The organism is Pseudomonas xionganensis (assembly GCF_009763245.1).
GTDB lineage: Bacteria > Pseudomonadota > Gammaproteobacteria > Pseudomonadales > Pseudomonadaceae > Aquipseudomonas > Aquipseudomonas xionganensis.
On the sequence record NZ_WKJZ01000001.1, the window covers coordinates 1,239,304 to 1,251,213 of the forward strand.

The window sequence follows — 11,910 nt, forward strand, 5'->3', positions numbered from 1 at the left end:
GTAGGCGTTACAACTAGAAAGTAAAGGAGAGGGAAAATGTTCGAACTCGTAGACAGCGCTCCAGCAAGTGCAGTGATCAAGGTCATCGGCGTGGGCGGCGGCGGCGGTAACGCGGTCAACCACATGGCGAAAAACAACATCGAGGGCGTCGAGTTTATCTGCGCCAACACCGATGCCCAGGCATTGAAGAACATCGGCGCACGCACCGTGCTGCAACTGGGCACTGCCGTGACCAAGGGCCTGGGTGCGGGTGCCAACCCGGATGTCGGTCGTCAGGCGGCCATGGAAGACCGCGAGCGCATCGCAGAAGTGCTGCAAGGCACCGATATGGTCTTTATCACCACCGGCATGGGCGGCGGTACCGGTACCGGTGCAGCCCCGGTCATCGCCCAGGTGGCCAAGGAAATGGGCATCCTCACCGTGGCAGTGGTGACCCGTCCGTTCCCCTTCGAAGGCAAGAAGCGCATGCAGATCGCCGAAGAAGGCATTCGTGCACTGTCGGAAAGTGTTGATTCGCTGATCACCATCCCCAACGAGAAGCTGCTGACCATCCTCGGTAAGGATGCCAGCCTGCTGTCCGCCTTCGCCAAGGCTGACGATGTGCTCTCCGGCGCCGTGCGCGGTATCTCCGACATCATCAAGCGTCCGGGCATGATCAACGTCGACTTCGCCGACGTGAAGACCGTGATGAGCGAAATGGGCATGGCCATGATGGGCACCGGTTGCGCCAGCGGCCCGAACCGTGCGCGTGAGGCCACCGAAGCGGCGATCCGCAATCCGCTGCTGGAAGACGTCAACCTGCAGGGCGCCCGCGGCATTCTGGTCAACATCACCGCCGGCCCCGACCTGTCCCTGGGCGAGTACTCCGACGTCGGTAATATCATCGAGCAGTTCGCTTCCGAGCACGCCACCGTCAAGGTGGGTACCGTGATCGACCCGGACATGCGCGACGAGCTGCATGTCACCGTGGTTGCCACCGGCCTGGGTGCGCGCATGGACAAACCGGTCAAGGTGATCGACAACACCGTGCAGGTTGCCGCCAGCCAACCGGTTGCCCAGCCGTCCGCCGCGCAGCCGCGCAGCGAGCAGTCGGTCAACTACAAGGACTACGAGCGTCCGACCGTTCAGCGCCAGAGCCATGGCGGTGCGGCGACTGCGGCTAAGCTCAACCCCCAGGACGATCTGGATTACCTGGATATTCCGGCTTTCCTGCGTCGTCAGGCCGATTGATGGAATGTATCAGGAGTATTGGGGTGATTGGTGTTCAGCAAAGGCCGGTTCTGCTATTATCGCCGGCCATTGTTGAAAACAATTCGCAACTAGTGCTATAGCGGCCAGAGCCATGATCAGACAACGCACCTTGAAAAACATCATCCGCGCCACTGGCGTTGGCCTGCATTCCGGGGAAAAGGTTTACCTGACCCTGAAGCCGGCCCCTGTGGACACCGGGATCGTGTTTCGTCGTACCGACCTCGATCCTGTCGTGGAAATCGTTGCCTGTGCAGGCAATGTCGGTGAAACCACCATGTCGACCACGCTGGTCAATGGGGATGTCAAGGTAGACACGGTAGAGCACCTGCTTTCGGCCATGGCAGGCCTGGGCATCGATAACGCCTACGTCGAGCTCTCCGCGTCTGAAGTGCCGATCATGGACGGCAGCGCCGGTCCCTTCGTATTCCTGATTCAGTCCGCTGGCTTGCAAGAGCAGGACGCCCTGAAGAAGTTCATCCGCATCAAGCGTGAAGTGACGGTTGAAGAGGGCGACAAGCGCGCCACCTTCGTGCCGTTCGAGGGCTTCAAGGTGACCTTCGAGATCGATTTCGATCATCCGGTGTTCCGCAACCGCACCCAGTCGGCCAGTGTTGACTTCTCCAGCACCTCGTTTGTTAAGGAAGTCAGTCGCGCCCGCACCTTCGGCTTTATGCGCGATATCGAGTTCCTCCGTTCGCAGAACCTGGCGCTCGGCGGCAGCGTGGAAAATGCCATCGTGGTGGACGAGTACAGTGTGCTGAACGAAGACGGCCTGCGGTACGAGGACGAATTCGTCAAACACAAGATTCTCGATGCCATCGGCGATCTTTACCTCTTGGGTAACAGCCTGATTGGTGAGTTCAAGGGCTTCAAGTCCGGTCATGCACTGAATAATCGCCTGTTGCGCACCCTGATCGAGCAAACCGATGCTTGGGAAGTGGTGACCTTCGACGATGCCAGTACTGCGCCGATCTCCTACATGCGCCCGGTTGCGGCCGTGTAACGCTTTACTCTCTTTCCTTGCTTATAAGGCCACCCTGGGGTGGCCTTTTTTTTGCAAAGATTTCAGGGCGGCGCGGCCGTTCTGGGTGATGGCCCAAGGCGTCAATCTTCGCTCTGGGTATGTTTGGCCAGTCGTTCCAGGGCGGCGCGCAGGGGCGCGTATTGGATGCCCTCGGCAGTGGCCTGGATATTTTCCGCGGCATTGCTGGAGAGGCTAATAGTGCGACCGGGTGCACGCCTTTGGGCGGTCGGCGGTTGCACCTTGAACAGGATCTTGGTTAAGGTCGCAAACTCTTCGAGGGTCTGCAGCTGTCTCAGCAAGCGTTTTTGCTGATAGCGCAGGCGGGTGGCCCAGTGGCCATCGGTGACGATTAGAACCAGGCAGCCTTCGCGCCAGGATGCGACATAACAGTGTTCGCGGGCGGCAGGTTGTAGTTGGCTTTCCAGCAGATGCTGCAGTCGATCCAGGCGTTGGGCCTGATTGAACAGTGTCTTCAGAGGCTTGAGTTCCCGCATCAATACGGCGGGCGCCTTGGCTGGTAAAGGACGAAACGTCATGGCAGGAAGCCTGAGATTGCGGAGCCGCCATGGTAGCAGAGCCTGCTGCCGATCTGAGCGCCGCCTTATGGGGATGCCATGCACATTATTCTTCTTAGCAGCCGCCATGGCGCGGCCCGCTCACTGCATCTGGATCTGCGCTGGCTGCTGGCGCTGCTGGTGGTCTTGTTGTTGGTGGCCACCTCTGCGGGTGCAGCCTTGGGCGTCAAGTGGGGCGTGGGCGAAGCGCCGCTCGACCATGAGCTGGCCCAGGCCCTGGATCAACAACGTGAAGAGGTCGGCGTGGTGCGCGCCGATGCCCAGCGTCAGCTGGATGCCTTCGCTGCTCATGTTGCCGAGCTGCAGGCGCGCCTGACCCGCCTCGATGCACTGGGCGAACGGCTTACCGAACTGGCCGAGCTGGATACCGAGGAATTCGATTTCTCCCTGAACGTGGGGCAGGGCGGTGCCGAGGACAGCTTTGGCGAAGCGGCTTATGCCCCGCCTTCCTTTATGGATGCCCTGGATCAGTTGAGCCTGCGCCTGGACAGCCGCGAGCAGTTGCTCGAAGTGCTGGAACAGTTGCTCGGCGAACGTCAGCTCAGCGAGGCCGAGTATCTCTCTGGCATGCCGGTGCGTCAGGGCTATATGTCTTCGCCTTTTGGGCGTCGCGTGCATCCGCTCAGTGGTCGTTCCAGCCTGCACAAGGGCGTGGACTTCGCTGCCAAGCCGGGCAGCGATGTGGTGGCGGTGGCGGCCGGGGTGGTGACCTTCTCCGGGCGCAAGTCGGGTTATGGCAATACCGTGGAGATCAGCCACGCCGATGGCTATACCACCCTGTATGCCCACAACCAGAGCAATCTGGTGCAGATCGGTGATCTGGTGCAACGCGGCCAGACCATTGCCAAGGTCGGCCGCACCGGCCGTTCCACCGGCTATCACGTGCATTTTGAAGTGAGCAAGGGTGGTCGCCAGATCAACCCGGCAAGCTTTATTGCCCGGGTCAGTGGCGTCGAATAACGGCGCTTTCCTCATCCGCGTTTCCGGGTAGAATGCCCCCTTCGCACGCAGCCATGAAGGCTGCATGGGTCGCTTGCAAGCCGCCCTCAATCCATACGCCTGGAAGATCCTGTCGATATGTTTGCGCCTTTGTTGAAGAAACTCTTTGGAAGCAAGAACGAGCGTGAGGTCAAGCGCATGCTCAAGGCGGTGCAAACCGTCAATGCCTTCGAGGAGCAGATGCTCGCCCTCTCCGATGAGCAACTGCGCGCCAAGACTGACGAATTCAAAGCCCGTCTGGCCAAAGGTGAAACCCTCGACCAGTTGCTGCCAGAAGCCTTTGCCGTGGCCCGCGAGGCCGGCAAGCGGGTGATGGGCATGCGTCACTTCGATGTGCAGTTGATTGGTGGCATGACCCTGCACGAAGGCAAGATCGCTGAGATGCGCACCGGCGAGGGCAAGACCCTGGTGGCGACCCTGGCGGTGTACCTCAATGCCCTGTCCGGCAAGGGCGTGCACGTGGTCACGGTCAACGACTACCTGGCCCGCCGCGACGCCAACTGGATGCGTCCGCTCTATGAATTCCTCGGCATGAGCGTGGGCATCGTCACCCCCTTTATGCCGCCGGAAGAAAAGCGCGCCGCCTATGCTGCCGACATCACCTACGGCACCAACAACGAATTCGGTTTCGACTACCTGCGCGACAACATGGCCTTCAGCCTGGAAGAGAAGTTCCAGCGTGAACTGAATTTCGCCGTGATCGACGAAGTCGACTCCATCCTGATCGACGAAGCCCGTACCCCGCTGATCATCTCCGGCCAGGCCGAAGACAGCTCGCGCATGTACGTCGAGATCAACAAGCTGATCCCGCGCCTCAAGCAGCATATCGAGGAAGAGGAAGGCGTGGTGACCCAGGAAGGTCACTACAAGATCGACGAGAAGGCCCGTCAGGTCGAACTCAACGAAGCCGGCCACCAGTATGTCGAGGAAATGCTCACCGCCGCCGGCCTGTTGGCTGAAGGTGAAAGCCTCTACTCGGCGCATAACCTGGGCCTGCTGACCCATGTCTACTCCGGCCTGCGCGCGCACAAGCTGTTCCACCGCAATGTCGAGTACATCGTACAGAACGGTCAGGTGATCCTGATTGACGAGCACACCGGTCGCACCATGCCGGGCCGTCGCCTGTCCGAAGGCCTGCACCAGGCCATCGAGGCCAAGGAAGGGGTGAACATCCAGGCCGAGAGCCAGACCCTGGCCTCGACCACCTTCCAGAACTACTTCCGCCTCTACAACAAGCTGTCCGGCATGACCGGTACCGCCGACACCGAAGCCTTCGAATTCAACCAGATCTACGGTCTGGATGTGGTGGTCATCCCCACCAACAAGGCCGTGGCGCGCAAGGACTTCAACGACCTGGTGTACCTGACCCAGGAAGAGAAGTACGCCGCCATCATCACCGATATCAAGGAATGCCTGGCCCTGGGCCGGCCGATCCTGGTGGGTACGGCGACCATCGAAACCTCCGAGTACGTGTCGCAGCTGCTGAACAAGGAAGGCATCGAGCACAAGGTGCTCAACGCCAAGTTCCATGACAAGGAAGCCGAGATCATCGCCCAGGCCGGTCGCCCCGGCGCGCTGACCATCGCCACCAACATGGCCGGTCGCGGTACCGACATCCTGCTCGGCGGTAACTGGGAAGTGGAAGTCGCCAACCTGGAGAACCCCACTCCCGAGCAGATCGCGCAGATCAAGGCCGACTGGCAGAAGCGCCATCAGCAGGTGATCGAAGCCGGCGGCCTGCATGTGATCGCCTCCGAGCGCCACGAGTCGCGGCGTATCGACAACCAGCTGCGCGGCCGTGCCGGTCGCCAGGGGGACCCGGGCTCCAGCCGCTTCTACCTGTCGCTGGAAGACAACCTGATGCGCATCTTCGCCTCCGACCGGGTGAAGAACTTTATGAAGGCCCTGGGCATGCAGGCCGGTGAGGCCATCGAGCATCGCATGGTCAGCAACGCCATCGAGAAGGCCCAGCGCAAGGTGGAAGGACGCAACTTCGACATGCGCAAGCAGTTGCTGGAATTCGACGACGTGGCCAACGAGCAGCGCAAGGTGATCTATCACATGCGCAACACCCTGCTGGCCGCGGACAATATCGGCGAGACCATCGCCGAGTTCCGCGAGGAAGTGCTGAGCGCCGCGATCAATGGCCATATCCCGCCGCAGTCGCTGCCCGAGCAGTGGGACATCGCCGGTCTGGAAGCCACCCTGTACAGCGATTTCGGCCTCAAGCTGCCGATCCAGCAGTGGCTGGATGATGACCACAAGCTGTACGAGGAAACCCTGCGCGCACGCATCCTCGAAGAGCTGCTCAAGGCTTACAACGAGAAGGAAGAGCAGGCCAGTGCCGAGGCCCTGCGCACCTTCGAGAAGCAGATCCTGCTGCGCGTGCTGGACGATCTGTGGAAGGATCACCTGTCCACCATGGATCACCTGCGTCACGGCATTCACCTGCGCGGTTATGCGCAGAAGAACCCCAAGCAGGAATACAAGCGCGAGTCCTTTACCCTGTTCCAGGAGCTGCTGGATTCGATCAAGCGCGACACCATCCGCGTGCTCTGCCATGTGCAGGTGCGCCGCGAAGACCCGGCCGAGGAAGAAGCCCGCCTGCGCCGCGAGGCCGAGGCTCTGGCCGAGCGCATGCAGTTCCAGCACGCCGAAGCTTCGGCCATGCCGCAGCCTGAAGCCGCAGAGGAGGGCGATGTGGCCGTGGCCGCAGCACCGGTGCGTACCGAGCCGAAGATCGGTCGCAACGAACCCTGCCCCTGTGGTTCCGGCAAGAAGTACAAGCACTGTCACGGCCAGTTGAGTTAACCGAAGCCGCGACAAAAGGCGGGTTGAGCCAGCCCCCAATTTGGCTATGCTGCACAGGCAATTGCTGACGCCGCGAACGGTTTGACCGCTCGCGGCGTTTTACCATCCTCATTTCGTCGTTTCATCTCAAGGAGCGTTCTCTATGGCTGTCGGTCTTGGCCCGTTGTCCACCCTGCACCCGGTTCCAGGTTTCGAGCTGGGCATCGCCTCGGCCGGCATCAAGCGCCCCGGGCGCAAGGACGTGGTGGTGATGCGCTGCGCCGAGGGTTCGCGTATCGCCGGGGTGACCACCACCAATGCCTTCTGCGCGGCGCCGGTGCTGGTGACCCGTGAGCGTCTGCAGGGCGAGGTGCGCCTGCTGCTAACCAACACCGGCAACGCCAATGCTGGCACCGGCCCGGAGGGACTGGTCAATGCCCGCCGTGCCTGCGCCGCCCTGGCCACTCTGGCCGGTGTGGCCGAGGAGGCGGTGCTGCCGTTTTCCACTGGGGTGATCGGCGAGCCGCTGCCGGTGGAGAAGATCGAAGCGGCCCTGCAGGCTGCCCTGGATGATCTCAAGGAAGACAACTGGGCCCAGGCCGCCGAAGGCATCATGACCACCGACACCCTGCCCAAGGGCGCCAGTCGCCAGTTCGTGCACGAGGGCGTGACCGTCACCGTCACCGGTATCAGCAAGGGCGCGGGCATGATCCGCCCGAACATGGCCACCATGCTGGGTTATATCGCCACCGACGCCAAGGTCTCGCGCAGTGTGCTGCAGGATCTGGTGCGCGATGCGGCGAACAAGTCGTTCAACCGCATCACCATCGACGGCGACACTTCCACCAACGACTGCTGCATGCTGATCGCCACCGGCCAGGCCCGCCTGGCGGAAATCACCCAGGCCAGTGGTGAATTGTTCGCCAAGCTCAAGGCGGCGGTATTCGAGGTATGCATGGAGGTGGCCCAGGCCATCGTGCGCGATGGCGAGGGCGCGACCAAGTTCGTCACCGTGCAGGTGAATGGCGGCGCCACCCACCAGGAATGCCTGGATGTGGGCTATGCCGTGGCCCATTCGCCACTGATCAAGACCGCGCTGTTTGCCTCCGACCCCAACTGGGGCCGCATTCTCGCCGCTGTCGGCTATGCCGGGGTGGCCAATCTGGATGTGAGCAAGATCGATGTGTTCCTCGGTGAGGTCTGTATCGCCAGCAAGGGCGGGCGCGCTGCCAGCTATACCGAGGCCCAGGGCGCGGCGGTGATGGCCCGGGAGGAAATCACCATCCGTATCGAGCTTGGCCGCGGCGATTGCAGCGAGACCATCTGGACCACCGACCTGTCCCATGAGTATGTGAAGATCAACGCCGAATACCGCACCTGAGCAGCGGCAAGCTGCAAGCCATAAGCGCTAAGTACAAGCACTGGCACTCGATGCCGGGGCGTTCACACTGTTTGTTTGCAGCCTGCTATTCCGCTTGTTCATGAGGGCATGAACAAGCGGAATTTGCTATTTGGGGTGGCGACTCTTACCGTCCTCTGATCTCTCTCTACGCAAGGAGCGCTGCCATGTCCCTCACTTTGGTTATTGGCAACAAGACCTACTCGTCCTGGTCGCTGCGTGCGGCACTGGCCCTGGAGCTGGCCGAGGTGGCCTACGACGAGCTGCTAATTCCGCTGTACCGGGAAGACACTCGGGCACGCATGCTGGAGCACTCGCCGGTAGGCAAGGTGCCGGTGCTGAAAACCGAGCAGGGGCCGGTATGGGACAGTCTGGCCATTGCCGAGTACCTGGCCGAGCGCTTCCCCGAGGCCCATCTGTGGCCGCGCGGCGAGTATGCCCGGGCCTTGGCGCGCAGCCTCTGCGCGGAGATGCACAGCGGCTTTGTCGGTTTGCGCACACATCTGTCCATGGACCTCAAGCGTGATCAGGCCTTGGCTGCAATAGCCCCCGAGGCTCAGGTCGATATCCAGCGCGTCTGTGAGTTGTGGGCCGATTGCCGCAGCCGTTTCGGTGAGGATGGCCCCTTTCTGTTCGGTCACGCCAGCCTGGCGGACGCCTTCTTTGCGCCGGTGGCTGCACGCTTGCACAGTTATCAGGTGCCCTTGCCCGAGGTGGCGGCGGCTTATGTGGCGACCATCTATCGCTGGCCGGCCTTTCAGCGCTGGTATCAGGCTGCGCAGGAGGAGGCGCTGGCGTGAAACGTATTCATGTGGCCGCCGCCGTGATTCGTGGCGCTGACGGGCGAATCCTGCTGGCTAAACGACCTGTGGATACACACCAGGGCGGCCTGTGGGAGTTTCCCGGCGGCAAGGTGGAAGCGGGGGAAGCGGTCGAGGTCGCCCTGGCCCGGGAGCTTGAAGAGGAACTGGGGATTCGCCCGACGGCGGCGCGACCACTGATTCAGGTGCGTCACGACTATCCGGACAAGCAGGTGTTGCTGGACGTCTGGGAAGTCACTGCCTTTGGCGGCGAGCCCCATGGCGCCGAGGGCCAGCCGCTGGCCTGGGTCAGTTCGGCGGAGTTGGCTGACTATGAGTTTCCCGCGGCCAACCGGCCCATCGTGGTGGCGGCGCAATTGCCGGATCGTTACCTGATCACCCCCGATAACCTGAGTGCCGCCCAGTTGCTGCAAGGTATCGAGCTGGCCCTGAGCCAGGGCGTGAGCCTGCTGCAGTTACGCGCGCCGCAGCTATCGGTCAGCCAGTACCGTGCCCTGGCCGAGGAGGCCCTGAGCCTGTGTACCGGGCGCGCCCAGTTGATGCTCAAGGGGCCGCTGCACGCCTGGGGGGATTTTCCCGGAGCCGGCTGGCATCTGACGGCCAGGCAGCTGAGCGAACTGGCTGGCGCTGGAGTGTCGCGTCCTGCTGGCGGGCTGCTGGCGGCGTCCTGTCACGATGCCCGCGAGCTGGCCCTGGCGGCCGAGCTGGGGTTGGACTTTGTCACCCTGTCGCCGGTGCAACCTACCCAGACCCATCCAGAGGTACAGCCCCTGGGCTGGGCCAATGCTGCGCAATTGCTGCAAGGCTTCAATCAGCCAGCCTATCTGCTCGGCGGTCTGGGGGCTGTGGATATTGAGCGTGCCTGGCAGTCGGGTGCTCAGGGTGTGGCCGGAATCCGCGGGCTGTGGCCAGACTGATCCGGCGTGGCCCTGCCTGGCAGCAGTCCGTATAGTGTCGCCCCGAATTGGTGCATTGAATCGAGGGTGGCGTGCGTAACTGGTTGAAGGGCTTTTGGCCGCAGGCCATGGCCGTGAGTCTGAATGAGCGGTTGCTGGGGTGTCTCGGTGTCGGCGTCGGGTTGCTGTTCAGTGGCTGGCTGTGTGGCGAACTGTTGGGGTCTGCCAGCCCGTGGCTGATTGCGCCCATGGGCGCTTCGTCCCTGTTGCTGTTCGCGGTGCCGGCCAGTCCCCTGGCACAACCCTGGTCGGTACTTGGTGGCAATCTGCTGTCCGCCCTGGTAGGCGTCAGTTGTGCCGAGTTCTTGGGGCATAGCTGGGAGGTGGCAGCCCTGGCGGGCGGTTTGGCTACGGCCAGCATGTTTGCCCTGCGCTGTCTGCACCCGCCGGGGGGCGCCGTGGCCTTGACCGCAGTGCTGGCCGGGCCGGAAATTGCAAAGCTGGGTTATGCCTTTGCCCTGTATCCGGTGGGTTTGAACAGCCTGGGGCTGCTGCTGATTGCACTGCTGTTCAACAACGCCTTGCGCCGTCGTTACCCCCATGTGGCCACCAGCCCCGGCAACGTGCATCGTACCCGCGATCCCTTGCCAAGGGAGCGGCTGGGCTTTACCGCTGAGGATCTCGACGCGGTGCTGGAGGCTCGCGGTGAGTTGCTGGATATCAATCGCGAGGATCTGCAGGCGGTGCTTCTGGCCACCGAAGAGCGGGCTTACCAGCGCCGCTTTGGCGAAGTGAAGTGTGCCGAGATCATGTCGCGGGATGTCCAGAGCCTGGCGGGCGATTGCACCCTGAGCGAAGCCCGACTCTGCATGCATGAGCATCGCCTTTATGCGCTGCCGGTCAGGAGTGCCACGGGGCAATACCAGGGCTTGCTGGTGCTGCATGATCTCTTAACGGCTGAGGCGCGCGGAGATATGCCGGTAGCCAGCCTGATGCGCCGCTATGCGCCCACCTGCCGGCCGGGCTGGCCCATTACCTATCTGCTGCAGATGCTCACCAGCAGCGATATCCATCAGGTGCCGGTGCTGGATGACAGGCAGCAGGTAGTGGGTATCATCAGCCAGTCCGATCTGCTGGCTGCATTGTTCAATCTGTCCATCGGGCCTTTTACCCGCCGCGAATAGACGTCCCGCATCCGACCTCTGCTCCGAGAATTCATGATGACTGTCCAGGCCAGTGCTCCCTCCGCCATGCGTCCCAGCACCTTGCATCTGCCCCGGGGCGAGTGGGGCACGGTGCTGGCGTGCCTGTGTGCGCATTTCCCGGCCATCGCCCCGGATATCTGGCGCGAACGCATGTTGCGCGGACGGGTGCTGGATGCCGATGGGCAGCCTCTGGGGCTGGATGCGCCCTACCGCGAAGGGCTCAAGGTGCATTACTTTCGCGAAGTGCCGGCGGAAACGCCGATTCCCTTTAGCGAGGCGCTGCTGTTTCAGGATGAGCATCTGCTGGTGGCCGACAAGCCGCATTTCTTGCCGGTGATGCCCGCCGGTGAGTATGTCGAGCAAACGCTGCTGGCGCGGCTGATCAAGACCCTGGGCAATGCCGATCTGGTGCCGCTGCACCGCATCGACCGGCACACCGCCGGCCTGGTGCTGTTCTCCACCAACCCTGCAAGCCGTGGCCGCTATCAGGCCCTGTTCCGCGAGCGGCAGATGGACAAGTGCTACGAGGCCCTGGCCCCGGCCTTGCCGGATCTGGAGTTTCCCCTGCTGCGCCAGACCCGCCTGGACGCCGCCGAGCCCTTCTTTCGCATGCAGGAGGTGGCGGGCCCGGCCAATAGCGAGACGCGTATCGAGGTGGCCGAGAAGCTGGGCGAGCACTGGCTCTATCGGCTCTATCCGGTGACGGGCAAGAAGCACCAGCTGCGGGTGCATCTGGCAGCCCTGGGTGCGCCCATTCTCAACGATCCCTTCTATCCCGAGGTGACTGCCGCGCCGGGTGATCCGGACGATTACGCCAAGCCGCTTAAGCTGTTGGCCCGGGGGCTAAGCTTTATCGACCCGCTTAGCGGTGAGCGGCGTAGCTTTGAAAGCGGGCTGAGCCTGCTGTAGGGCGGACATGGCACCGCCTTGTCCGCCGTTAGCTTGAGGGT

General features: G+C 62.5%; 10 protein-coding genes. 9 read left to right on the plus strand and 1 reads right to left on the minus strand.

Annotated features, from left to right (window positions below):
* The first annotated feature begins 36 nt into the window (after nucleotides 1–36).
* Both ftsZ and lpxC read left to right on the plus strand, forming a co-directional pair.
* The gene (gene ftsZ / locus GJV18_RS05635; RefSeq protein WP_160343723.1) at nucleotides 37–1,230 is read left to right on the plus strand and encodes a cell division protein FtsZ; all 1,194 of its coding nucleotides are present in this window, start codon (nucleotides 37–39) and stop codon (nucleotides 1,228–1,230) included.
* A 112-nt stretch (nucleotides 1,231–1,342) separates the two neighbouring features.
* Complete coding sequence (gene lpxC / locus GJV18_RS05640) at nucleotides 1,343–2,254, plus strand: UDP-3-O-acyl-N-acetylglucosamine deacetylase (protein WP_160343724.1); 912 nt, start codon at nucleotides 1,343–1,345, stop codon at nucleotides 2,252–2,254.
* Between the two features lie 101 nt (nucleotides 2,255–2,355).
* On the opposite strand, the gene GJV18_RS05645 is transcribed toward lpxC, so the two are convergent.
* Nucleotides 2,356–2,811 (minus strand): DUF721 domain-containing protein, encoded by a 456-nt coding sequence (locus GJV18_RS05645; RefSeq protein WP_160345999.1) that lies wholly within the window; start codon nucleotides 2,809–2,811, stop codon nucleotides 2,356–2,358.
* 78 nt (nucleotides 2,812–2,889) lie between these two features.
* Between GJV18_RS05645 and GJV18_RS05650 the strand changes: the two genes are divergently transcribed.
* The 7 genes from GJV18_RS05650 (at nucleotide 2,890) to GJV18_RS05680 (ending at nucleotide 11,869) form a co-directional block, all read left to right on the plus strand.
* Nucleotides 2,890–3,810 carry a M23 family metallopeptidase gene (locus GJV18_RS05650; RefSeq protein ID WP_160343725.1) on the plus strand — a complete coding sequence of 307 codons (921 nt, stop codon included), beginning with the start codon at nucleotides 2,890–2,892 and terminating at the stop codon, nucleotides 3,808–3,810.
* Between the two features lie 117 nt (nucleotides 3,811–3,927).
* Nucleotides 3,928–6,660 carry a preprotein translocase subunit SecA gene (secA, locus tag GJV18_RS05655; RefSeq protein ID WP_160343726.1) on the plus strand — a complete coding sequence of 911 codons (2,733 nt, stop codon included), beginning with the start codon at nucleotides 3,928–3,930 and terminating at the stop codon, nucleotides 6,658–6,660.
* Nucleotides 6,661–6,802: 142 nt separating this feature from the next.
* The gene (gene argJ, locus GJV18_RS05660; protein WP_160343727.1) at nucleotides 6,803–8,020 is read left to right on the plus strand and encodes a bifunctional glutamate N-acetyltransferase/amino-acid acetyltransferase ArgJ; all 1,218 of its coding nucleotides are present in this window, start codon (nucleotides 6,803–6,805) and stop codon (nucleotides 8,018–8,020) included.
* Nucleotides 8,021–8,205: 185 nt separating this feature from the next.
* Nucleotides 8,206–8,838, plus strand: a complete 633-nt coding sequence (locus tag GJV18_RS05665) for a glutathione S-transferase (RefSeq protein WP_160343728.1) — start codon at nucleotides 8,206–8,208, stop codon at nucleotides 8,836–8,838.
* A complete protein-coding gene (locus tag GJV18_RS05670) occupies nucleotides 8,835–9,776 on the plus strand; it encodes a Nudix family hydrolase (protein WP_160343729.1) in 942 nt (313 codons plus the stop codon). Before GJV18_RS05665 ends, GJV18_RS05670 begins: the two co-directional genes overlap by 4 nt.
* 71 nt (nucleotides 9,777–9,847) lie before the next feature.
* A complete protein-coding gene (locus GJV18_RS05675) occupies nucleotides 9,848–10,939 on the plus strand; it encodes an HPP family protein (RefSeq protein ID WP_218571966.1) in 1,092 nt (363 codons plus the stop codon).
* Between the two features lie 36 nt (nucleotides 10,940–10,975).
* On the plus strand, nucleotides 10,976–11,869 hold the full coding sequence (locus tag GJV18_RS05680) for an RluA family pseudouridine synthase (RefSeq protein ID WP_160346003.1): 894 nt from the start codon (nucleotides 10,976–10,978) through the stop codon (nucleotides 11,867–11,869).
* Nucleotides 11,870–11,910 lie beyond the last annotated feature (41 nt).

What these genes read in the sequence shown, in the direction of transcription:
- ftsZ (WP_160343723.1), top strand. Translation starts at nt 37, where the DNA reads ATGTTCGAACTCGTAGACAGCGCTCCAGCAAGTGCAGTGATCAAGGTC.
- lpxC (WP_160343724.1), top strand. Translation starts at nt 1,343, where the DNA reads ATGATCAGACAACGCACCTTGAAAAACATCATCCGCGCCACTGGCGTT.
- GJV18_RS05645 (WP_160345999.1), bottom strand. Translation starts at nt 2,811, where the DNA reads ATGACGTTTCGTCCTTTACCAGCCAAGGCGCCCGCCGTATTGATGCGG.
- GJV18_RS05650 (WP_160343725.1), top strand. Translation starts at nt 2,890, where the DNA reads ATGCACATTATTCTTCTTAGCAGCCGCCATGGCGCGGCCCGCTCACTG.
- secA (WP_160343726.1), top strand. Translation starts at nt 3,928, where the DNA reads ATGTTTGCGCCTTTGTTGAAGAAACTCTTTGGAAGCAAGAACGAGCGT.
- argJ (WP_160343727.1), top strand. Translation starts at nt 6,803, where the DNA reads ATGGCTGTCGGTCTTGGCCCGTTGTCCACCCTGCACCCGGTTCCAGGT.
- GJV18_RS05665 (WP_160343728.1), top strand. Translation starts at nt 8,206, where the DNA reads ATGTCCCTCACTTTGGTTATTGGCAACAAGACCTACTCGTCCTGGTCG.
- GJV18_RS05680 (WP_160346003.1), top strand. Translation starts at nt 10,976, where the DNA reads ATGACTGTCCAGGCCAGTGCTCCCTCCGCCATGCGTCCCAGCACCTTG.